A 23,901-nucleotide genomic window follows, 5' to 3' on the forward strand; every position below is an offset into this window, starting at 1 on the left:
TTTTTAGGATAGATCGCCCGCAGGTTATATAAGCGGCTGCGGAAAATTTTCGGATCAAGTAAGGGTCACATAGGGGTAAAGCGACTTTGGGTTGTCATACTATCAAAAACCGCCTAAAACCTTAACTTGCGCAGAAACTGAAAGGCCAGGTGCAATCATCAACCGAAAGTTTTAGTGCAATCCGTTTGGGCGACCTAAGCGCTTTTGAGATGATGTTTAAAACCTACTATAAACCCTTGTGCCGATATGCCTCTACGTTTGTGGGCGATCCCGAAGACGCTGAGGAAGTTGTGCAAGCTGCCTTTATCGGGATATGGGAAAAACGCCAACACATCGACATTACCACTTCCGTAAAAGCGTACCTGTACCGGGCCATTCGAAATGCCTGCCTGAATGAAATCAAACATCAGAAGGTAAAGCAACTCTATGCCGACCACGAACTGAAGTCAGGAGAAAAATATGCCGAAGCTACCGACCAGGGTACCCTTCGTGGCGAACTGGAAGAAAAAATTAAAACTGCGCTGTTGGCCTTGCCCGAGCAGTGTCGCATTATTTTTCAGTTGAGCCGGTTTGAAGAATTGAAATATCAGGAAATAGCCGATCAGTTAAATCTCTCTGTGAAAACGGTAGAGAACCAGATGGGCAAAGCCTTGAAAATTATGCGTGAACAATTACGCGACTACCTGCCACTGATTGCCATACTCATGAACGGATTGTTGGAGCCATGAACGGAGAAGGATACGATATGGATGAGTTGGTTGGTAAGTACATTACCGGGGAAGCTACTGAACAGGAAAAGCAGTTGGTTCGGGAGTGGTGTGCCCTATCGGATGAGAATCAAAAATATTTCGATCACGCTAAACTGATTTATGAAAAAGCACAGGTTGATGACGGACATGAATATAATGCAGAAGCAGCCTGGGAAAAGGTGAAAGAAAAAATCAATGTTGGTAAAGTCCGAAAATTACCCATGGTAAACCTGTGGCGTGTGGCGGCCAGCCTGTTGCTGATCAGTGTGCTCTCCTATTTTCTGCATTGGCAGTTTTTCAGTACCGAGCAACTTCAGTTAGCCAGCGAAGTTGAAGTAGTTACGCAAACGCTTGCCGACAACACAGAAATAGCGTTGAATAAAAACAGCGCAGCTGAAGTGGTGTACAACGAGCGAAAAAAGACAGGTGTTATAAAACTAAAAGGTGAAGCTACCATTACCATAAAGCCTGATAAAAAAGTTGAGTGGCTGGTGCAAACCGATGAACTGTTTATTCGGGATATCGGCACCACCTTTAATGTAAATGCATACACAGATAATCCAATCGTTGAAGTTTCAGTGATTGAAGGCGAAGTCCAGTTTTACTCCAACCAGGACGAAGGCATTTCCATAAAAGCCGGTGAAAAAGGATTGTTCGATAAATCCACCAAACAATTTTCGAAGGCCGAAGCCAACCCGAATGTGATTGCCTATAAAACACTGGAATTCACATTCGATGATATCGCCCTGACAGAGGCTGTGAATCAACTTAGTCAGGTTTACAACCGAAAAATTGTAGTTACTGAAAACATCAAAACATGTCGCCTCACAGTAAGCTTTACGAATGAAAGCCTGGAAACCATTCTGGGAATAATTTCCGAAACCCTTAACCTTACCGTAACCGACACAGGAACAGAAATAATTCTTGATGGAGTGGGTTGCCCATAAGAAACCTTATCGCCAATCTCCCGTTAGTGACTGCGTCTCTTGTCTATTTATGAGATCCTTTCTCTGTGTATTCATTCTAATCGGCTCTTTACCCGTATTGGCCCAACAGGTGCCCGTGCTTGAACGGCAGGTATCCATTCAGGCTCAGGATGAACGCCTTGATATTTTCTTAAAAAGACTTTCGCAGGAATCCGGATGTGTGTTTTCCTATAGTGCCTCCTCGCTTGATGTGTCGCGATCTGTTTCCTATGAATTTGAACAGCAAACCACCCGTGAAATATTAGAGACTGTTTTTGATGGCAACATCAAAATGAAACAAAAAGGAGTGTACGTCATTCTTACACCGGCTCCCAATGTCTCAAAAGAAGTAGTTATTCGCGGGTATATTGTAGATGAGACCTCCGGTTCACGAATCGGTAACGCTACGGTTTACAACCCGGTTACGCTTCGTTCGGTTACAACCGATCAATACGGATACTTTGAGTACGTGGTGAAGAAACCAACTACTTATGATTACAAACTCATTGTTAAAAAAGTTGATTACACCGATACGGTTCTGTTGGCTCCGCAAAAGCGTTCATCGTTCCAAAAGATTTCCATTCGCATTGATAAAGAGAAACTGAATAACGTGGGCGAAAGCCTCGCGAAACCCGCAGTGAAATTTTGGTCGTGGACGAAACGTTCCGTGGCCAGTATTCACCTAACCAACATGCGCGATACCATTCACCGCACGTGGCAGGTTTCGTTTGTTCCATTTGTAGGCACCAACCGCAAGTTAAGCGGCAGTGTTACCAACGATTGGTCGTTCAACATGATTGGTGGTTATTCGGCAGGAACCAACAAAGCTGAATTCGGAGGCGTGTTCAACATCAACACCAGCAATGTAAAAGCCTTCCAGGCTGCTGGTGTGTTTAACCTGAATGGCGGTGAAACCAAAGGTGTTCAATTGGGCGGAACATTCAACTTAAATCTTCAGTCAGCAAGCGGAGTACAGGCTGCAGGATTTGCAAACCTTAACATGCAAAATATGCAAGGCGTACAACTTGCCGGTTTCTTAAACCTGACCGGTAAACACACCACAGGGGCACAGGTGTCAGGCTTTGCCAACATCAGTAAATCCATCAGCGGTTCGCAGGTATCAGGCTTTGTGAATATCGCGAAGCAAATTTCCGGATCGCAAATCGGCTTTCTTAACATAGCCGATAGCATTCGGGGTGTCCCTATTGGTTTTTTAAGCTTTGTGGCCAAGGGATACCACACGCTAGAACTGGGTGTCGATGAAGTGATGCCGGTCAGTATTTCTTTTCGAACAGGTGTTCGTGTTTTCTATAATATTATCAGCGTTGGTGTTCGACCGGAAAAAGCGGATACTGTTGTGTGGTCGTTTGGTTATGGTGTGGGCACCTCGCCACGCATTTTGAAAAAACTGTACCTGAACATTGAGGTAACGGCCAATCAAATCAATAAAGGCAATATAGAAGCATTGAATGTTATAAACCGCATGTATGCAGGATTGGATTTTCAGGTCGCCAAAAATTTTGCCCTCTATGCCGGGCCAACGGTTTCCATTCGCATATACGATACTACCTTCAATCGACATCCGGAATTGTTTACCTACTACACACCGACAATTCAATCCGAACGAACCTACACGCAACATGACCTTGCTTCACAAATCTGGTGGGGCTTCAGAGCGGGCATTCGATTGTTTTAAAGTCAACTTAAAGTTCAAACCACAAAGGTCACCGAGGCAGCACAAAGGGCACAAAGAGTTGCGCGTTAAACATTTTACTTGGAGGACTTTGCGCCTTCTTTGTGTCACTTTGTGGTTAACCTGAGATACTTTTTAAAAAAATTTAAAGCTGCATAGGGGTAACACCACATTCAGTTGTCGTAGAGATAAACTGAATCACAAACCCCATGAAAATTCTAAAAAAGAGCTTTGTCCTTGTTTTCATTTTCACAGCCCACTGGCTGCATGCCCAATCATTAACCCAAACCCTTCGGGGAAAGATTGTCGATCAGGTAACCCAAATGCCTTTGCCCGGTGCAACGGTTATGGTGTTGAATACTGATCCGTTAGTTGGCGCAACCACAGATGTGGATGGCGAATTTAAAATCCAGAAACTGCCAGTTGGTACATACACTGTGCGGGTTAGTTTTATCGGCTATAAAGATTTCATTCTGCCTAACGTAATTGTCAACTCCGGAAAGGAAGTGGTCTTGAACATTCCCATCGAAGAAGATATTGTGCAAATGGATGAGATTGTGGTGACGGCTACTGAAAAAGACCGCACCATCAACGACATGGTATTGATCAGCGGCCGTACCTTTTCTGTTGAAGAAACCCGGAAGTTTGCTGCTGCCGTGAATGATCCCGCCCGTATGGCCGCATCGTTCTCGGGGGTGGTGAGTACCGATGATGGGAATAATAATATTTCCATTCGCGGTAACAGTCCGAACGGATTGCTGTGGCGCATGGAAGGCATAGACATTCCAAACCCCAATCACTTTGTAAATCCGGGCACTTCCGGAGGCGGCATTTCCATTCTCAGTTCACAACTGCTCACCAACTCCGACTTTCTAACGGGTGCCTTTACCGCGGAATACGGCAACGCGCTATCCGGTGTGTTTGATTTAAGTCTGAGAAAGGGTAACAACGAAAAAAGAGAATTTACGCTACAAGCTGGCTTTTTGGGTACTGACTTTGCGGCCGAAGGACCCATTGCCAAAAACTATAAGGGTTCTTACCTGATCAATTACCGGTACTCAACCCTCTCGCTATTGGCACAACTGGGTGTTCCACTTGGCGACTTTGCGACCAACTTTCAAGATTTATCAGTGAACATTCATCTACCCATCAACAGCAAGAACAGTATTTCTGTTTTTGGATTTGGTGGCTTGAGCGATCAGCACAAAGATGCTGTACAGGATTCACTGAAATGGGAAAGTGAATACGATCGCTATAGTGACAGATATTTTTCCAATACCGGAGCAATAGGCATCAAACATGCCTACATGATCAACACGAATAACTTTTTACAAACCACGGTGCTGGCATCAGGCAACGCCATGGGCGATAAAATGTACAAACTGGACGATGAATACCAAGATCGGTTTTGGTATTATGAAAAGTTCAGTAACACAAAAATCACTGTTAGCTCGGTTTTAAACACCAAGTTATCGGCACGGTATAGTGTGCGAAGCGGAGTTTACCTGAATCAATTGTACTACAATCTTGAGCAAAGCGAATTTAATGAAGACGCGGAGCAACTTGATACGTTTATCAACACCAAAGGAAATACACAAAGCATTCAGTTGTTTTCGCAGCTTAACATAAAGGCAAGTGAACGCTTTACCATAAATGCCGGACTTCATTATCTTCAACTGTTGTTGAATAATTCCAAGTCATTGGAGCCACGGGTCAGTGCATCGTATGCGCTCAACGAAAGAAACAGCATCAGTTTTGGATATGGATTACACAGTCAGGTTCAACCGCTCGGATCTTATTTTGCTGAATACGTAGATGACGGTCAGATTATATTGCCTAACAAAAATCTAGGCTTAAGTAAGGCACATCATGTTGTAGTTGGTTATGACCGGTCATTAAATCCATACCTGCGTATGAAAGTGGAGACCTACTATCAACACTTGTTTAATATACCGGTTAAGCCCGGGGAGAACGAATCTTACTCGATTATTAATCAACAGTGGTCATTTCAAACTGATCCATTAATAAATGAAGGCCTCGGTAAAAATTATGGTGCAGAATTTACACTGGAGCAATTCACTCACAACAACCTGTACTTTCTGCTGACTGCTTCCATATACAATTCATTATACAAAACACAGGAGAACGCGTGGCGCAACACACGCTACAACGGTAACGCCAACATGACCTTTACTGCTGGTAAAGAATTCACCCTAAAAAAAGATCGCGTACTCGGATTGAATGTTCGAAGCCTGTACAGCGGTGGCTTGCGTACCACTCCGGTAGACCTGGAGGAATCACTTTTAAAAGGGGAAACCGTTTATCAGGAAGATAAAGCATTTGAAGAACAGAATCCTGCTTACTTCAGAACGGACATCCGCATCAGTTTAAAGCGCAACAAACCCAAGTCAACCCATACACTTGCATTGGATATTCAAAATGTAACTAACCGAAAAAATATTTACGGAAGTTATTTCGAACCGCTTACCGGAAAAATCACGACTGCATACCAAACGCCTTTGATACCGGTATTGAGTTATAAGATTGAGTTTTGATTTCAAAAACCTTTAACCACAGAGGGCGCAAAGGTCACGCAAAGGCACGGAGATTCGTTTTGTGTTCTCTGTGCCTCCTTTGAGCGCTCTGTGGTTTGCATATTACTTGCAGCTTTCCTTATAACCACTTAACTCATAAATTTTCTTGTACTTACTTCTATCCAGCAACCACTCCAATGCTTTTTGCTTGTCGGACTGTTTGTTATAGTACAATTCAGCAATGGCGTACCCAACATAATAACCGAGATCAGCCACTCTCCCTCCCGAGTTATTTCCATTGTACAACCAGGGCTTTAAATCCGCGCTTTTATTTTGGATTGCCTCATTGAACTCATCTCGTATGACACAAGCATTTTCCTTTCCATAAGTATGAATAAGCGTATTGATGTTCATTCCCGAAATTTTTTCTGTTACAAAGTCTGCTATTCCTTCATTTAAAACAGGTACCAGTAAGCCCGCATTTCTGAGATTACCACGCTGCCGTGTATGCACCGCTTCATGTGCCACCATCGATACGATATCGCCTGTATTGCCGATTATGCTTTTCAACCAGGGAGACAATTCATCTTTTACAACTTCCTTATTTGCAGCAGCAATTTCCGATCCTATCAAGATTAATTGATCACCTATGGTACCACCCGTACGCAAACATCCAATCGCGAAACAAACATCCGGAATCTCAAATCCCGGCAATTCATTTTTAAACTTTTGTAAAACTGTTTCAATCTCCGCTTTTCGATAGGCGATATTTTCTGTCAGTGGTCTGACTGATTTCCAGAACTTCGGATATTTACTAAGCAACGTTACATACTCCTCAGCGGTAAATTTGCGGATGCGGATAAACGTTTTGAAATGCTCGGTTGCACGGTCAATGTAGCGCTGTTGAATAATGGAAATACTGTCTTCTTTTGATTTGGCGGAAGTCAACGCGTCATAGGCTTCCCAAAAATGGGTAATGTCTTCTGTGGTGATGGTATGCTGTTGTGCGCATGCAACACTTTGCAAGAGCATGGCAACTAAAACTCCGGTTATCGTCTTCATTGGTTGTATCCGTAACTGATTTCCTTAAAAGCAAATTGTTTGAATTTGCCATCAATCAAAACTTCCAGTTTCCCTTCTTCTGAAACGGCTTCTATTATCCCTGAAACGGGTTGCTCATTCACAACAAAATCATGAACCTCATCGCGCCAATACAAATGTTGCTCATAATCATATTTCATCCGATCAAATTCTCCCACTTTTAGTTGTAAATAGCGCGCTTCAATTTTTTGCAGTAAATGTGAAAACAATTCATTCAAATCAAATTCATGCCCGGCTTCAGCAGCCAGCGAGGTTGCCGTTGGAATGGAGAACGAAACCTGATTTACATTCACGCCAATCCCCACCACCGCTCGATCCAGCAGCTGGCCCATCAACTGATTTTCGATCAGGATGCCGCAGGTTTTTTTGCCGTTCAGCATCATATCGTTTGGCCACTTGATTTTTACTTCGGCCTTAGGCAACAAACTTGTCAAACCATCCAGCAAACCCAACGAAATCGCCATGCTGAGGAAGAACTGCTTTTTAGGATCAAGAAAGTGTGGCTTTAATCCAATGGAAAAGGTGAGATTCTTGCCCGGCTCCGTAATCCACGTGTTGCCGCGCTGACCCCGCCCAGCCGTTTGATTGGCTGTTATCACCACCAAACCATCCGCTGAACCCTTTTGTTGAAGCAGGCGTTGTGCTTCATCGTTGGTAGAATGACATTCTGGCACGAAAACCAGTTTGTGCCCCATGAAAAGGGTATTGGCAGGGATTTTATACAAGTAAATATTGTTAGTTTTGTACGAAAACCGAAGATAGTTTAATGGCGAAGAAAAGAAAGGGTGTCAGTTCTGAAAAACTTTGTGACGCCATAGTAAAAGGAATGCAGGAGAAAAAAGCCCTCGACATCCTGGTTCTGGATCTGAGAAAAGTAAAAAATGCCATTGCCGATTTTTTTGTGATCTGTTCAGGTGGTTCAGACAAGCAACTGGATGCCATTGCCGAATCCGTTGACGCTGAAGTATACAAGGCTTTGAACGAAAATCCCTGGCATGTGGAAGGCAAAAACAATAAAGAATGGGTGTTACTCGACTACTTTGATGTGGTTGCCCACATCTTCCGCAAAGACAAGCGCGAATTTTTCGCCCTTGAAAAACTGTGGGGAGATGCGGAAGTAACAGAAATTGAAGATGCTGCCATAACCAAATAAAAAAGGCAGCGTTATTGGAAGAGAAAATTGACTTTTTGAAATACAGAAAACATGTCGGATAAGCGCGATAATAAAATGATCCCTCCAAAGGTGCCCAAGGGTGGCAACTATCAATTATGGGTAATCCTGGTCACCATTGCGGTGATTATGGGGGTGATGTGGTTTACATCAAACAACAACCTGAAAGAAAAAGATGAGAATGAGCTGAAAGCGATGATTGAAAGTCGCGATGTACGGAGCATTATACTCATAAAAGATAAAGAATACGTTGAAGTAACCTTGAATTCAAATGCCTTGCAGAATGCGAAATACAAGGAAGATATTCAGGGGCCAATGGGTCAAAACAACGCTGGCCCACACTATAAAGTAAAAGTTATCTCCGTTGATAATTTCGACAGGAAATACAACGAGTGGATCAGTAAAATTCCTGAAGCCGATCGCCCCGAGTACAGATCGGAAACACGAATCGATTACATCGGCCATTTCTTTAGCTGGGGCTTTTTGTTCCTGTTGTTGTTTGGCTTCTGGATGTTGATGCGCAGAATGACGGGTGGCGGTGGCCCCGGTGGTCAGATTTTCAACATCGGAAAATCAAAGGCAGCGTTGTTCGATGCCGAAAACAAAGTAAAAATTACGTTTGAAGATGTTGCCGGTTTGGAAGAAGCCAAAGAAGAAATTCGTGAGATCGTTGAGTTCTTGAAGAACCCATCCAAGTTCACCAAGCTGGGTGGTAAAATTCCGAAAGGTGCATTGCTCGTAGGCCCTCCGGGTACCGGTAAAACCTTGTTGGCAAAAGCCGTTGCCGGTGAAGCTGCAGTGCCGTTCTTCTCCTTGTCAGGTTCAGATTTCGTGGAAATGTTTGTGGGTGTAGGTGCTGCGCGTGTACGCGACCTGTTCAAGCAAGCCAAAGAAAAGGCTCCGTGTATTGTGTTTATCGATGAGATCGATGCCATCGGTCGTTCGCGTGGTCGCGGCCAGATGCCGGGTGCCAACGATGAACGTGAAAATACCTTGAACTCATTATTGGTAGAGATGGATGGTTTTGCAACCGATTCAGGTGTAATTATTCTGGCAGCTACCAACCGACCGGATGTACTCGACTCTGCCTTATTGCGTCCCGGTCGTTTCGACAGGCAGATCAGCATTGATAAGCCGGATATTGTTGGTCGGGAAGCTATCTTTAAGGTGCACCTGAAGCCTATCAAACTGGATTCATCGGTTGACATTAAAAAACTTTCGGCACAAACGCCTGGCTTTGCCGGTGCTGAAATTGCCAACGTATGTAACGAAGCTGCCTTGATCGCTGCACGCAGAGATAAGAAAGCCGTTGACATGCAGGATTTTCAGGATGCGATTGACCGCGTGATTGGTGGATTGGAAAAGAAAACCAAAATCATTTCACCGGAAGAAAAGAAAATTGTGGCTTACCACGAAGCGGGTCATGCCGTAGCCGGTTGGTTCCTGGAGCATGCCGATCCGTTGGTGAAGGTTAGCATTGTACCGCGTGGTGTTGCCGCGTTGGGTTATGCTCAATATTTACCGAAAGAACAGTTCCTCTATCAAACCGAGCAATTGTTGGATGAGATGTGCATGACCTTCGGTGGTCGCGCAGCTGAAGATCTTATTTTTGGAAAGATTTCTACAGGAGCTTTGAGCGATCTGGAACGCATAACCAAAATGGCCTACAGTATGGTAACGGTTTACGGCATGAACCCTGAAATCGGAAACATGTCGTTCTACGATTCAAAAGCTAACGATTACGCGTTTCAAAAACCGTATTCAGATGCCACGGCTCAACGTATCGACCAGGAAGTGAAGAAGATCATCGATTCCTGCTACAAGCGCACGAAAGATTTGTTGAGCAAACACCGTGAACACCTGGAAGTGATTGCCAAAGAGTTGTTGGAAAAGGAAATCCTGTTCCAGTCGGATCTGGAAAGATTGATTGGCAAACGACCATTCGATAAGCTTACTACCTACCAGCAGTTCACGAATGGTAGTGGCGAAAAGAAAGAAGAAAAGGTTGAGGTTCCGCCTGCACCGGAAGTGATTCCGGTTTCGGAAGAACCCAAGACCGATAACCCATAATTTAAAAACACACTAAATAAAAACTCAGGCTTACAATCAGGTCTGAGTTTTTTATTTTTAGGCCAATGAATACCCCTGTGGAAATTAAACTTGAAGCCGGTAAGAAGATTTTCTTTGCCTCCGATTTCCATTTGGGTGTACCCAATTATGAGGATAGTCTGGCTCGTGAAAAGCGAATTGTGCGGTGGCTCGACTCCATAAAAAGCGAAGCTCAGGCGATTTACCTGTTAGGCGATATTTTTGATTTCTGGTTTGAATACCGGCAAGCCATTCCGAAAGGATTTATCCGGTTACAGGGAAAACTTGCGGAACTGCGCGATGCGGGGATTCCCATTATTTTCTTCACCGGCAATCACGACATGTGGATGTTTGATTACTTCCCACGCGAACTGGATATCCCGATTTACCGTAACCCGGTGGTACTAACGTGCAACAATCAAAAATTAATGATCGGCCATGGCGATGGACTTGGCCCGGGTGACACCTCCTATAAAATCCTGAAAAAGTTTTTCAACAGTAAAATTTGCCAGTGGCTGTTTGCCCGTATACATCCCAACCTTGGCATAGGCATTGCTAAAATATGGTCGAGAAAAAGCCGGATCAGTAACACGAAACGTGAAGAAAAATTTGAAGGAGAAGAAAATGAATTTTTGCTTACCTATTGTAAAGAACTGGAAAAGCATCACCACCATGATTACTACATTTTCGGTCACCGGCATTTACCGCTCGATCTGGAAGTGGGTGCAAACAGCCGGTACATCAATCTTGGTGAGTGGGTTCACTTTAATACCTATGCCGTGTACGATGGAAAAACCGTTGAGCTTAAAACTTTTTCCGCATAGCATGAGAATAATTTATTTGCTGGTCGTACTGCCTTTTCTTTCGTACGGTCAGCAATTTCCAATAACTGTTCCGTTGAATCAACCCGTAACGGCAGCCTATGTAGACCGGCCCGGTGATTTGTACGTGCAATTTGAGACCGGTACGATTCAGAAATTCGACATCAACGGAAAACTGGTTGAAGAAATAAAACCTGAGTTACCACTCGCTCTTTTTGAACCCCGTGACGGATCGCGCGCATTCAGTTTTGATCGTAAAGGAAATTGGTACAGCTACGGATTATTCGGCACGTTGAACAAACAACCCGTTCCGGAGGAGTTTGCCATTGAGCCGTGGTTGGTGTGTTCATCGGGCGATCAAAACCTTTGGATACTGGATGGCGCTGACCTGAGTATCAAAAAGTTGAATACTGCTAAACAAAGCATTGACGTGGAAATTTACCTATCGCCACATGTAGCCAAAGAGAAAACAGATTTTATTGGCATGCGCGAATACCAAAACTTTTTATTCATCCATAATAAAAATGCAGGCATTGAGATTCACAATGCCATTGGCAAACGGATTCGGCTTATTCCAGGAAAAGAGATTCGGTACTTTAATTTTCTGGGAGAAGAGTTATACTATGCCCTGAATGACAAGTTGATTTTTTTTGATTTATTCGATGGTAAAACGCGCGAACTCCAAATTGAAAAAGGAGTGCAATTTATGCTGCTTACCGATGAACGCGTGTTTAAGGTTTTTGGGGATCGTTTGGTTGTTGAATTAAAAAACCCTTAACTACAGTCCGTATTCGCACAAAAAATGTGTTCAATTATGAACATATTTGTGCAGGAAAGAACACTGCTTTCCCCATTTTTGCTCCAAAACAAACAATTCTGTAACTGGCACAACTTTTACTAACTAAAAGCACTACTTAAATCTATACCATGAATCCTGAAGGTGGCAAAATATTGATGATCGATGATGATGAGGACGTTCTACTGGCAGCCAAGATGTTGCTCAAGAAGCAAAACCACCATGTAATCATAGAAAAGAACCCGAATAAAATTCCTTTTTTACTCAATAACGACACGTACGATGTGATCCTGCTGGACATGAATTTCAGCAAGGACATTACCAGCGGTAAGGAAGGCTTTTACTGGCTGGAAAAAATTCTGGAGAAAGATCCGAGCGCGGTGGTCATCCTGATCACGGCTTTTGGCGATGTGGAAATGGCCGTGAAAGCCCTGAAGCAAGGCGCCACCGATTTCATCCTTAAACCCTGGCAAAATGAAAAATTAATTGCCACCATTTCTACGGCCATTCGTTTGAAGCAGTCGTACAACGAAGTAGACAAGTTGCGCAAAGCCAAAGAAATGCTGGAAGAGCAAATCAGTAAACCGTTTGGCGAAATCATTGGCGAAAGCATAGCCATTAAAGAAGTGTTCGGGCTGATTGATAAAGTAGCCAAGACGGATGCCAACGTGTTGATACTCGGAGAAAACGGAACTGGAAAAGAACTCATCGCCCGCGCCATTCACCAACGCTCGCTGCGGAAAGACAACAGCTTCGTTTCGGTGGATATGGGTGCCATTACAGAAACGTTGTTTGAAAGCGAATTATTCGGCCATAAGAAGGGCGCCTTTACCGATGCGCGCGAAGATCGGCCCGGAAGATTTGAACTGGCCAATGGCGGCACACTCTTTTTAGACGAAATCGGAAACCTAAGCATGGCATTGCAAAGTAAATTGCTGAGCGCACTGCAATCGCGGCAGGTAACGCGGGTAGGTTCCAACCAGTCGATAGCGGTTGATATTCGTTTAATCTGTGCCACCAACATGCCGCTGCATCAAATGGTGGAGCAGGGAACATTCCGTCAGGATTTATTGTACCGCATCAACACGGTTGAAATCAAAGTTCCGCCTTTGGCCGATCGCGTTGAAGATATTTCATTACTCGCACGCCATTACCTCGATTACTACGCCCGTAAGTACCACAAGCAGGTAACAACCATCGCACCGAACGCGATGGACAAACTAAAACGATATGCCTGGCCTGGCAATATCCGTGAGTTGCAACACGCCATTGAACGTGCCGTGATCATGACCGACTCGGCTTCGTTACAGGAAAGCGATTTCCTGTTTAGCCGACCGGTATCCTCTTCATCGGCAGAAACGTTAAACCTGGATGAAGTGGAAAAAGCGGCTATCGTGAAAGCCTTGAATCTGCACAGCGGAAATATTTCGAAAGCTGCTGACGAGCTGGGATTAACCCGCGCTTCGCTGTATCGCAGAATGGAAAAGTATGGATTATAAGTTTAACTGGAAATCACCGGTTGTACCCAGAATACTGTTTTTAGCGGCCAGCATTTTTGCGCTCTGTTTTTTTCTGTTCGAAAATCACTATTGGCTAGCCATTGCGTTTCTGGGGCTCACCGCTTTTCAGATTAAACAACTGATTGACCTGGTTGATCAATCGAATAAAGACATTGCCTCCTTTCTCGACTCGGTAAGCTTTGATGATTTTTCAGCTTCCTTTAAAACCGAAAGCCATGATCCATACGTGCAACGCTTTCATCAGGAACTAAACGAAGCCCTTACGCGACTGCGAAACTCGCGCCAGGAAAAAGATTCGGAATACCTGTTTTATAAAAACATTGTGATGCACGTGGGTATCGGCTTGGTGATTTTTAACGATACCACCGGAAAAATTGAAATCTTTAACAGCGCTGCACGAAAGCTTTTAAAAATAAATAATGCGAATGCGTTAGGCGATTTAAAAGAAGTTGATCCTAACCTCGTTCATACGTTTTTACGTTTAAAAACTGGTGGCCGTGAGTTGATGCGCCTAAAAGTCGGGGAAGACATTATTCAACTTTCCATCTATGCGATTGAATTGACCCTGCGCGGTGAAAACATGAAACTGATTTCATTGCAAAACATTCAGAGTGAACTGGAAGAAAAGGAAATGGAAGCCTGGCAAAACCTGGTGCGCGTGCTCACACACGAAATCATGAATTCGGTTACTCCGATTTCATCGTTGGCCGGAACCATGGAGGCCGAGATCAGCGACCACGTGAAGGGAACAGAAGAAAAGCCGTTGCAAAAAGATCAGTTGGAAGATATCCACCTGTCGCTGCAAACCATCAGCAAGCGAAGTGAAAACCTGATTCAGTTTGTAAAAGAATTTCGTAGTCTCACTCACATACCCAAGCCGCGTTTACAAACTTTTCTCGTATGCACCTTGCTGGATGAAATCTGCATGTTGCACAAAAATGAGCTAGCCGAAAAGAACATTAAGCTTGTGGTCAACATCGATCCGCCTGATTTAACCTTGTTGGCCGATCGGGGGTTAACCGAGCAAGTGCTGATTAACCTTGTAAAAAATGCCATTCAGGCGTTTGATGAAGAACAGGAAGAAAAAGTGATTACGGTAAAGGCATCTGTTACCGAGAAAAACCGACCGGTGATTTCAGTCCGTGATAATGGCTCCGGTATTGATCCCGAGGCCCTTGAGAAAATCTTTATCCCCTTCTTTACCACCAAGAAATCGGGTTCAGGAATTGGGCTGAGTTTATCGCGTCAGGTGATGCGTCAGCATCAGGGAACACTCACCGTAAAATCCACCGTTGGAGAAGGTACCGAATTCTTTATGCGATTCTAAAAAAGCTTCCATTTTGATGAATTTAATGAGGATTTAATACCTTTGCGAAATTCATTTTTTATGGCTGACGTTTCGCAAAAAGTTGCCCGCATATTAATCGATAAACTTGGTGTAGCTGAGTCTGAAATCAACCCCGATACAAACCTGGTGAAAGACCTGGGAATTGACTCGCTTGACTACGCTGAAATTGTGATGGATTTCGAGCAAACATTTGATATCCGCATTCCCGATGAAGATGCTGAAAAACTTACCACCATTGGGGCAGCCGTAGCCTACATTGAAAAAAAGCTACAGGATAAAAAGTAGCCTTCAGCTTTCCGTATTTTCATCCGACTCAAAAAAATTACATAACCGCTTCATGCGCTGTGCATCTTCCTTGTGGAGCGGTTGGAACGAATCCTTACCCGGATAGTTCACGATATACCAACCGTTAAAACTATCGTGCCAGCGCACCAAAAATTTTCGGTCCTGCTTAAGCAGGATATCCATCTCATAAATCTCTTCATCGTGCTTATCTACCAGGCCGGTATATTGCAATAAAATATGATCGCGCTTAAACAACTCTCCCTTTACACAATCGATGCTACCCAGCTTCATCAGCAATCGCGCCTCTCGATTCCAGGCTTTAAATTTAAACGTACGGGGTTGGAATTCTTTCATATTGTAAAATTAAGCATGTAGTACTTCGTACCGTTCGGTTTCGTACAGAAATTCTATCGATACAGCTGGAATCCCGAATACAAATTGGCCCAGCGATCCGCGTAACCTCTGGTTTTGCCGGTTATTTAAAAGTGGACTAAAAGCCAACCGCATTTACCAGAATGCTCGTTAAATTCATGTTAACCAAATTCTGAATGCGTATGAAAAAAAATCTACTCGTAACGTGGGCATTCATTTGCCTCGGATCAGTTGCCTTCGCACAAGGCATATCTCTGCCGCCAAGCGGAGATAACCAGAAATCAAGCGTAACCCAATCCATTGGATTGGTGCAGGTTACCATCAACTACAGCAGCCCCGATGTTCACGGACCAAATGGTGAGGATCGTAAAGGAAAAATCTGGGGTGATGTAGTGCATTATGGGTATGTCGATCAGGGTTTTGGTACATCTAAAGCAGCACCCTGGCGGGCAGGATCTAATGAAAATACCACCATTAGCTTTTCGCATGATGTACAGGTTGGTGGAAAGAAAGTGGCGGCCGGCACATATGGGCTTTTCCTTGCTGTTGAAAAAGAAGGCCCCTGGACCTGGATACTCAACAAAGATGCCAGCAGTTGGGGAAGTTACTTCTACAACCCTGAACTGGATGTGGTGCGTGTGCAGGCAACCCCACAAGATTGCGAGTACACCGAATGGCTTACCTACAGCTTTGATGATCGCAGAAGAAATTCGGCTGTTGCTTTCTTGCAATGGGAGAACAAACGCATCGGATTCAAAATTGAAGTGCCGAATGCAAATGAATTATACGTGCAAACCATTCGCGATGAAATGCGCGGGTCAACTGCCGGATTCCAGCATCAATCCTACATAGCCGCAGCAACCTTCTGTGCACAAAACAAAGTCGAACTTGAGCAAGGACTTCAATGGGCTGACCTGGCCATCAGTGATCCGTTCTTCGGACAGGAAAATTTCAATTCACTTTCAACCAAAGCACAGGTATTGATGGCTATGAATCGAAACGATGAGGCAGAAGCTGTTATGGATAAAGCGATTGCGCATCCCACTGCATCCGTAGGTGCTGTACATCAATATGGCAGGCTTTTGCTAAACACCGGAAAAAATCAAAAAGCCATGGAAGTATTCAAGTTGAATGCAAAAAATCACCCTGAAGATAAATTTACACCTAATGTTGGTTTAGCCAGAGGTTACACCGCATTAGGCGATAAAAAGAATGCCATCAAATATTGGGAGTTAGCGATCAAAAATCTTCCCGAGAATCAGAAGCCTAACCTGGCTTTTTATGAAGGTGAAGTGAAGAAACTGAAAGAATAAAAATACTTGATAGTGGTTGCTTAATTAAGCGACCACTATTTTTTTAATGACACCGGTCCATCTGTTGCACTACCTGTATCCACCACATAGCGCCAGGTTCCATCACTTTTTCGCTTCCACACCGACACGTAATTTCCATAGAGCACCGTATCACGCAATCCGTCCGGTGTTTTGGTGTGTAATTCATATCCACCAAAGGTATAGCCCAAGTTACCACTAGCTTCTGCACGAAGCGGCTCCCAAACTAACTTTTCATCGCCCGGTGGATTTTTCTCATACCAATCCATCAAGGCAAATTTCCCAACCACGGGTTGTTTGCCTGACGTTGGCTTAATCACCTTCTCATCTGCATAATAAATGAAGGCCTCCGCAATACCTTTTTCGCTAGCCATTTGGCTAAACTTCTTATCGGCCTCCATAACCTCAGCTCTTCTTTCAGCATCCGTATCGGGTGATTGACAGGATAAGGCGAGCGGTGCGATGATCAAAAATAATTTAACAAATTTCATAGTGTAAGAGTCGTAGTAAGGAAGCCCTCATTCACAAATTGCCCGAAAGCGGACAACGATTAAAGTAGAAATATACTGAATTTTGCTTAGTCCAATGTAACCATATACCTCGAATCCACACCCCATGAGTGCAAAGAAAATACTGACCCCTACGCTTATTCTTTTATGGATGCTGCAAAGTACCCTTGGTATTTCACAGGATTTATCGCTTCAGGAACGTTACAACCTCGCGAAAGAAGCATATCGGCTGAAAGACTATTCCGTCTTTTACGATCACATTTCCAAGGCACTTGAAATGCATCCCTACCATCAGGGAATCATGTATCAAAAAGCGTTGGCCGCGGTGCATATGCAAAAGCCTGAAGAAGCTGTAGCGCTTCTGCGCAATGCCATTCTGATCAATACGTCATTTGATTTAAGTCTCGATGATTTCAATAGCCTTCATGAACGGGAAGATTTTAAACGCATACAGGAACTTAAAACCGAATTAAATAAACCGATTCAGACCAGTACACGAGCGTTCACCATTTCCGACTCACAACTTCATGCCGAAAGCATTACACCGGGTTTAAAAACCGGAACGTTTTTCGTAACCAGTATTCACAAGCGAAAAGTAATGTTCATTGACGAAGCGGGTACCGATTCTGACTTCATTGCCTCAAAACAAGATGGATTAGGTGCGGCCATGAGTGTGAAGGTTGACCCGATAACCAATAGCCTTTGGGTAGCCTCCACCATCACACCTGAAATGATGGACTACGATTCAACACTCGCATCGGCCATTTATCAATTTGATCTTCGTACGCGTAAGCTGATTGCCCGATATGAACCACAACATGAAGCAAAAGAATTTTTCTTTGGGGATTTGATTCTGAATAAGGCAGGAGATGTATTTGTATCCGACAGTCGTAACAATGTAATTTTCAAAGTAAATCGCCAAACCAAAAAACTTGACCCGTATTTCTCTTCATCTGAATTCTGGAACATTCAAGGTATTGGTTTTTCAAAAGATGAAACATACCTGTACATAGCTGACTATATAAAAGGAATTTTCAGGCTAACTCTGAAAACCCAGGAGCTTATATTACTACCCATTGAGGCTATAGCTTCAATAAAAGGTGTTGATGGGTTATATGTCTATGAAAATAAATTAATAACCATACAAAATGGTGTGCAGCCTATGCGTGTAATGGAGCTTACCCTCAACAACACCCATGACGCTATTGTTGCTGCGCGTACCATTGATAGAGCGCATGCAGATTTTAATGAGCCAACCAATGGCTGCCTTGTTAACAACACACTTTACTATGTAGCAAACAGTCAGTGGAATGGTTACGATGAGCAAAAGAAAATCAAACCGGCCGCAGAACTACAACCCATCATAATCTTAAAATCGCCACTCAAACCGTGATTAATGCCATTGGATTCAGTTGAAGATCAAAATTCCAGTGAAAGGTGCAACCTCTTGCTAAACGCATGAGTCTAATACCAAAACCCCACTGTCATGTTCAAAAACTACCTCCTGATCAGTTTTCGTAATCTTCGCAAGCAATTTTCCTATTCGTTGATCAATATTACCGGACTTGGCTTAGGCCTTGCTACTGCCCTGCTTCTTATTCTATGGGTTACGCATGAGTTAAGTTTTGATACATTTCACAGTAAAGCGGATCGTATTTACAGAAGCTCCATGGAATACAGCTTTGGTGGGCAGGTGTCCAAAACGTCTGTCTCTCCCACCGCGCTGCTACCGGCACTAAAAAGTTTTGCTGAAGTAGAAGAAGGCGTTCGCGTTTACAATCCTTCCGGATGGAGTCCGTTTATTGTAAAAAAAGACGAGAACATTTTTCAGGAAACAAAATTCTTCTTTGCCGATAGCGGGTTCTTCAACGTATTCGATTTTGAACTGATTAAAGGAAATCCGCAGAAAGTATTAACAGAACCCTACTCGGTCATCCTTACCGAAAACACAGCACTAAAATATTTTGGTGATGAAGATCCGATAGGAAAAACCCTTACCATTAACAATGCGCGCGATTATACCGTGACCGGTGTAGTAAAAAATACGCCTGATAATTCAATTTTACGTTTCGATTTCTTAGGCTCCTTTACTTCGCTGGCAGTAACCCGCGCAAAACCATTCTGGTGGAGTGCCAACTACCAAACCTTTGTGGTGGTGCATAAAAATGCTTCGGTTACACAACTCGATCAAAAGCTAAACGACCTCGTTAAGCAAGAACTGGCTGCCGATCTGACCAACGCAGGCGATTATGTGCGCTACAATTTCATGAAGTTAACCGACATCCATCTTCGCTCTGATTTCAGCACGGAAGAAGCAGCGCTGGGCGATATCAAGTATGTTTATATTTTTTCAATAATAGCCATTCTGGTATTGGTTATTGCCAGCATTAATTACATAAACCTGGCTACTGCCCGTGCTGCCGACCGCGCAAAAGAAGTGGGTCTACGAAAAGTGGTAGGTGCAGTAAGGAAACAACTTTTTGCACAATTCATGGGTGAATCTATTGTCATCACCATACTTTCCTTCCTGTTGGCATTTTTTCTTGCACAGGTTATGCTTCCCTTTTTCAATCACATTACCGGGAAAGAATTTGCCTTCGCCTCGTTGTTATCTCCAACTTTTTTGTTGGTGAGCCTCGCAACCTTAATACTCATTGCTGCTTTGTCAGGGGCCTACCCCGCACTGGTTATTACTGGTTTTCAACCCGCTACTGTATTGAAAGGTAACTTCCGCTCAAGCGGCCGTGGAATATGGTTGAGAAAAGCATTGGTGGTTACACAGTTCAGTATTTCTGTCATTCTGATTGTTGGAACATTAATTATTCAAAAGCAACTCACGTTTATTCAGTCGAGAAAATTAGGCTACGATAAGGAGAACACCATCGTTCTGCCTTATGAACGCAGAATGCCTGAAGCATTCTCATCGTTCAAAAATGAATTGATGCGCTCAGGTGTAGTAACCGCTGTGGGTCGTGGCAATGAATCACCTGTTCAGATTCGTGGTGGGTATTCCATTAAAACTGCAGAAACAACAGGCCCCGGTGTTATCATTACCGGTTTACCTGTTGATGAAGACTATGTGCCAGCCTTGGGCATGGAACTATTGGATGGAAGAAACTTTACAAAAGCGGACGTAGAACGGGTTTCCAGGGATACCATTTACTCCTTCATTGTAAATGAATCTGCCCTTGCCGCGCTCTTTCTGGAAAAGGAGAACGCCATTGGAACTGTTGTTGAAGTGAGACCAAGAAAAGGAGAAATTGTTGGAGTTGTTAAGGATTTTCACTTCGCCTCATTACATAATTCAATCGGGCCATTGGTAATTTTTCCGGAAGAAGCTCAACTGAACCACGTGTTTGTTAAGCTTGCCGATGGCGATGTTCAGCAATTGCTGGAAAAAATAAAATCGATTTCAAACGCTATTTATCCGCATCGTCCGTTTGAGTTTCAGTTTGTCGATCAGCAATATGCAGCACTTTACCAAGCCGAAGAACGCATGGGCACCATCTTCACCGTGTTTGCTACCTTGGCTATTATCATTGCATGTCTTGGATTGTTTGGACTTGTTTCTTTTTCTGCCGTTCAGAAAACCAAAGAGATCAGCATTCGCAAAGTGTTGGGCGCATCAGCTCAAAACATTGTGATGCTTATTACCCGCGATTATACACCACTCATTTTAACAGCTATACTTATTGGTCTTCCGGTTTCGTGGTTCATGATGACCAAATGGTTAAGTGCATTCGCCTATAAAACCGAAATCGGTGCATCCTCATTGGTGTGGGCCTCGCTCCTTTGCGTGATAATTGCCTTTGGCACAGCAAGCTATCAGGCCATCAAGGCCGCTTTCATTAATCCGGCCGATAGCCTGCGCAACGAATAATTGCGCTGTAATCCGCTTGTGCTTGTGACTTTCATAAAAGCTTCGGATTATTAAGCAAAGAAATGCGCCTTGCTATCGGATGACGAAATACGCCAGGAGTACCAAATCCTCGAGAAGTCGAAAAAGGATTCGCGTGCATTTGGCGTGTTATATGAAAAATATTTCGATAGGATTTTCAATTTCATTTACCGGCAAACCGATGATGAAGACCTAACTGCTGATCTTTGCTCACAGGCCTTTCTCAATGCACTAAACCATGTAAACCGATTTGAATTTCGGGGCGTACCGGTTTCTGCCTGGCTGTACCGCATTGCGGCCAACGAGGTAAACAAACACTACCGAAAACAAAAAGCTACGCGCGTATTCAGCATTGAAGAAGTGCGTGTAAAAGAACTGGTAGAAATGGGCGCTGATGGCTGGGATGAAGAATTGGTGCAACGATTAATCGGCTATCTAAAAGAATTGCCTACCGATATGCTGGAAGTATTGGAACTTCGGTTTTTTGAAGACAAGGACTTTAAAGAAATTGCATACATTCTGAACATAACCGAAAGCGGAGCAAAAATGCGCACCTATCGGGCACTGGACAGGCTGCGGAAAAATTTTAATCTTAGTATCAAGTACGATGGGAAGAAATGAGATACGGTTGAGGCGAAACATGATGAGCACAGGACGAATTGCGCGACACCGCAATTATTCTGAACTCATGCGCCAACACGATCGCGATTCGCGCATGAAACGCATCGTGCGCGTGTTCACGTATTTTCTGGTTGTGCTGTTTCTGCTTCTCATTTTATTGATTGTGTTGCGCTGGGAATCCAAGCAAACTGAATCGAAAAAAAATTCATCCATTGAAATTTTTGAACCGACTCGTGACTTTGTTGCTAAGAAGTGATTAGGAAGGTGTAACAAAACACCTGACCTATGGAACCCAAGAAAAATCCAAACAAAGATGTACACCGGTACACCAAGCAATTTTTTCTGATCGGCTTTGCCATTAGTGTTGCCGTAGTCATTGTAGCATTCGAATGGCAAAGTCGCATAGCACAAAAACCAGTTGACGGTTTACCACCTCAACAGGAGGTCACATTCTATCCGTACGAAGTAATTCAGGTTAAACACCAGGAGCCTTCGGTACAAAAGCCTAAAAAGATCAAGATGGTTGATCCTACCCGGATTGAAGTGGCAAAAGTAACAGAACCTGAGCCAACAGATATCGAAATAGCCATTGAACCCATTGAAGTTAAACCAGGTCCAATTGAAATTGAAATACCCGTTGAAACATCACCCGATACATTCATCGTGGTTCAACAAATGCCACAACCGGTGGGTGGCTATGAAGCTTTTTACAAGAAAGTAAGCACCTCAATCAAATACCCTAGCCGTGCCAAACAGCGCAATGCCCACGGAAAAGTTTTTGTAGAGTTTGTTGTCAGCCCATCGGGTGAACCGGTAAACTTTAAAATCGTAAAAGGAATCGGCAATGGCTGCGATGAAGAGGCCGTGCGCGTGCTGAAGCAAATTCGTTGGGAGCCAGGCAAACAACGGGGTAATCCGGTATTCGTTAAAATGACCATGCCGGTCCATTTCCGGCTTAATTAACCCCTCAAATGGCCATACAACCCTGTATCGTGATACTTTTTAAGGATTGACCAAAGGCCCAAAACTTAGGTTTTGGGCCTTAAAATGCCTATATTTGCACGGGTTTTAGCGACTAATCCGCGTTTTTAGCAAGACTGGGCACACATCGAAAGTCCGCTTTCTGGAAATCCAAAGATTAATGCACCGCAAAACACACCGGTTGAGTGATAACGCTCAACGGAACTAATTCTAATTTTTCACGTTTCCTCAACATGCGACAGTTAAAAATCAGTAAACAAATCACGAATCGGGAGAGTCAGTCCCTTGACAAATATTTACAGGAAATTGGTAAAGTAGACCTGATCACAGCCGAACAGGAGGTAGAATTAGCCAAGCGTATTAAAGCAGGCGATCAGATTGCCCTTGAAAAACTAACCAAGGCGAACCTTCGCTTTGTTGTATCCGTAGCGAAACAATACCAAAACAATGGCCTTACCCTGGGCGACTTAATTAATGAAGGAAATGTGGGTTTGATAAAAGCGGCAACGCGTTTTGATGAAACCCGTGGTTTTAAATTTATATCCTATGCGGTGTGGTGGATTCGCCAGTCCATTATGCAGGCTTTGGCCGAGCAATCCCGTATTGTGCGCCTTCCGCTGAACCGGGTAGGCTCATTGAACAAAATTTCCCGCACTTTCTCTGAATTGGAGCAGAAATTTCAGCGTGAACCTTCTCCGGAAGAAATTGCTGAAATTCTTGACATTACTGCAGATGAGGTTCGCGAGAACCTGAGTGTAGGCGGTCGTCAGGTTTCCGTAGATGCACCCTTTGCCAATGGCGAAGAAAGCAGCTTGCTGGATGTATTGGAAAGCACCAGTGAAGTTACACCCGATTCTTCCCTGCTGGAAGATTCACTAAGAAAGGAAGTGCAACGCGCATTGGCAACGTTAACCCAACGCGAAGCGGAAGTAATCTCGTATTATTTCGGTTTGAACGGAGAACAGGCGTTGACACTGGAAGAGATTGGTGAGAAGTTTAACCTGACGCGCGAGCGTGTTCGCCAGATCAAGGAAAAAGCAACCCGCAGGTTACGTCATAGCTCACGTAGCAAGAGCCTGAAGGCTTATCTCGGATAATTTTCTAAACAATTGATATAA

Annotated in this window: 22 protein-coding genes; 18 read left to right on the forward strand and 4 right to left on the reverse strand. The window is 43.8% G+C overall.

Annotated elements, in window-relative coordinates; translation table 11 throughout:
• The first annotated feature begins 149 nt into the window (after positions 1-149).
• From QY309_12185 to QY309_12200, 4 genes are all read left to right on the forward strand, one after another.
• Complete coding sequence (locus tag QY309_12185; protein ID WKZ58624.1) at positions 150-728, forward strand: RNA polymerase sigma-70 factor; 579 nt, start codon at positions 150-152, stop codon at positions 726-728.
• Positions 725-1,696: a DUF4974 domain-containing protein gene (locus tag QY309_12190; GenBank protein ID WKZ58625.1), complete on the forward strand. Its 972-nt coding sequence runs from the start codon at positions 725-727 to the stop codon at positions 1,694-1,696. The genes QY309_12185 and QY309_12190 overlap by 4 nt, the downstream gene beginning before the upstream one ends.
• 49 nt (positions 1,697-1,745) lie before the next feature.
• Positions 1,746-3,410 (forward strand): hypothetical protein, encoded by a 1,665-nt coding sequence (locus QY309_12195; GenBank protein WKZ58626.1) that lies wholly within the window; start codon positions 1,746-1,748, stop codon positions 3,408-3,410.
• A 206-nt stretch (positions 3,411-3,616) separates the two neighbouring features.
• Positions 3,617-5,962 (forward strand): TonB-dependent receptor, encoded by a 2,346-nt coding sequence (locus QY309_12200; protein WKZ58627.1) that lies wholly within the window; start codon positions 3,617-3,619, stop codon positions 5,960-5,962.
• Between the two features lie 102 nt (positions 5,963-6,064).
• On the opposite strand, the gene QY309_12205 is transcribed toward QY309_12200, so the two are convergent.
• Both QY309_12205 and QY309_12210 read right to left on the reverse strand, forming a co-directional pair.
• Positions 6,065-7,003, reverse strand: a complete 939-nt coding sequence (locus tag QY309_12205; protein WKZ58628.1) for a DUF2268 domain-containing putative Zn-dependent protease — start codon at positions 7,001-7,003, stop codon at positions 6,065-6,067.
• Complete coding sequence (locus QY309_12210; protein WKZ58629.1) at positions 7,000-7,737, reverse strand: biotin--[acetyl-CoA-carboxylase] ligase; 738 nt, start codon at positions 7,735-7,737, stop codon at positions 7,000-7,002. The genes QY309_12205 and QY309_12210 overlap by 4 nt, the downstream gene beginning before the upstream one ends.
• Before the next feature lie 71 nt (positions 7,738-7,808).
• Here QY309_12210 and rsfS point away from each other — a divergent pair, with 71 nt between their 5' ends.
• The 7 genes from rsfS to acpP all read left to right on the forward strand — a co-directional run bounded on the left by rsfS (position 7,809) and on the right by acpP (position 15,071).
• Positions 7,809-8,195: a ribosome silencing factor gene (gene rsfS / locus QY309_12215; GenBank protein WKZ58630.1), complete on the forward strand. Its 387-nt coding sequence runs from the start codon at positions 7,809-7,811 to the stop codon at positions 8,193-8,195.
• A gap of 51 nt (positions 8,196-8,246) precedes the next feature.
• Positions 8,247-10,283: an ATP-dependent zinc metalloprotease FtsH gene (gene ftsH, locus QY309_12220; GenBank protein WKZ58631.1), complete on the forward strand. Its 2,037-nt coding sequence runs from the start codon at positions 8,247-8,249 to the stop codon at positions 10,281-10,283.
• A gap of 65 nt (positions 10,284-10,348) precedes the next feature.
• On the forward strand, positions 10,349-11,125 hold the full coding sequence (locus QY309_12225) for a UDP-2,3-diacylglucosamine diphosphatase (protein ID WKZ58632.1): 777 nt from the start codon (positions 10,349-10,351) through the stop codon (positions 11,123-11,125).
• 1 nt (position 11,126) lies between these two features.
• Positions 11,127-11,900: a hypothetical protein gene (locus tag QY309_12230; GenBank protein WKZ58633.1), complete on the forward strand. Its 774-nt coding sequence runs from the start codon at positions 11,127-11,129 to the stop codon at positions 11,898-11,900.
• A 149-nt stretch (positions 11,901-12,049) separates the two neighbouring features.
• The gene (locus QY309_12235) at positions 12,050-13,417 is read left to right on the forward strand and encodes a sigma-54 dependent transcriptional regulator (protein ID WKZ58634.1); all 1,368 of its coding nucleotides are present in this window, start codon (positions 12,050-12,052) and stop codon (positions 13,415-13,417) included.
• Positions 13,407-14,765 (forward strand): HAMP domain-containing sensor histidine kinase, encoded by a 1,359-nt coding sequence (locus QY309_12240; protein WKZ58635.1) that lies wholly within the window; start codon positions 13,407-13,409, stop codon positions 14,763-14,765. Before QY309_12235 ends, QY309_12240 begins: the two co-directional genes overlap by 11 nt.
• 60 nt (positions 14,766-14,825) lie before the next feature.
• Positions 14,826-15,071: an acyl carrier protein gene (gene acpP, locus QY309_12245; GenBank protein ID WKZ58636.1), complete on the forward strand. Its 246-nt coding sequence runs from the start codon at positions 14,826-14,828 to the stop codon at positions 15,069-15,071.
• Between the two features lie 3 nt (positions 15,072-15,074).
• Here acpP and QY309_12250 read toward each other — a convergent pair whose 3' ends face one another.
• Positions 15,075-15,425 (reverse strand): YopX family protein, encoded by a 351-nt coding sequence (locus tag QY309_12250; GenBank protein WKZ58637.1) that lies wholly within the window; start codon positions 15,423-15,425, stop codon positions 15,075-15,077.
• A gap of 200 nt (positions 15,426-15,625) precedes the next feature.
• On the opposite strand from QY309_12250, the gene QY309_12255 reads away from it, so the two are divergent.
• Positions 15,626-16,756 (forward strand): DUF2911 domain-containing protein, encoded by a 1,131-nt coding sequence (locus QY309_12255; GenBank protein ID WKZ58638.1) that lies wholly within the window; start codon positions 15,626-15,628, stop codon positions 16,754-16,756.
• A 35-nt stretch (positions 16,757-16,791) separates the two neighbouring features.
• Here QY309_12255 and QY309_12260 read toward each other — a convergent pair whose 3' ends face one another.
• A complete protein-coding gene (locus tag QY309_12260) occupies positions 16,792-17,265 on the reverse strand; it encodes a hypothetical protein (GenBank protein WKZ58639.1) in 474 nt (157 codons plus the stop codon).
• 124 nt (positions 17,266-17,389) lie between these two features.
• Here QY309_12260 and QY309_12265 point away from each other — a divergent pair, with 124 nt between their 5' ends.
• The 6 genes from QY309_12265 (at position 17,390) to QY309_12290 (ending at position 23,880) form a co-directional block, all read left to right on the forward strand.
• Entirely contained in the window at positions 17,390-18,676 is a 1,287-nt protein-coding gene (locus QY309_12265; GenBank protein WKZ58640.1) for a hypothetical protein, read from the forward strand.
• 93 nt (positions 18,677-18,769) lie between these two features.
• Entirely contained in the window at positions 18,770-21,163 is a 2,394-nt protein-coding gene (locus QY309_12270; protein WKZ58641.1) for an ABC transporter permease, read from the forward strand.
• A 69-nt stretch (positions 21,164-21,232) separates the two neighbouring features.
• On the forward strand, positions 21,233-21,802 hold the full coding sequence (locus tag QY309_12275; protein ID WKZ58642.1) for a sigma-70 family RNA polymerase sigma factor: 570 nt from the start codon (positions 21,233-21,235) through the stop codon (positions 21,800-21,802).
• A gap of 19 nt (positions 21,803-21,821) precedes the next feature.
• A complete protein-coding gene (locus tag QY309_12280) occupies positions 21,822-22,058 on the forward strand; it encodes a hypothetical protein (GenBank protein ID WKZ58643.1) in 237 nt (78 codons plus the stop codon).
• Between the two features lie 29 nt (positions 22,059-22,087).
• Positions 22,088-22,765 (forward strand): TonB family protein, encoded by a 678-nt coding sequence (locus tag QY309_12285; GenBank protein ID WKZ58644.1) that lies wholly within the window; start codon positions 22,088-22,090, stop codon positions 22,763-22,765.
• Positions 22,766-23,016: 251 nt separating this feature from the next.
• Positions 23,017-23,880 carry an RNA polymerase sigma factor RpoD/SigA gene (locus QY309_12290; protein ID WKZ58645.1) on the forward strand — a complete coding sequence of 288 codons (864 nt, stop codon included), beginning with the start codon at positions 23,017-23,019 and terminating at the stop codon, positions 23,878-23,880.
• Positions 23,881-23,901 lie beyond the last annotated feature (21 nt).

This window comes from Cyclobacteriaceae bacterium (assembly GCA_030584025.1).
GTDB lineage: Bacteria > Bacteroidota > Bacteroidia > Cytophagales > Cyclobacteriaceae > UBA2336.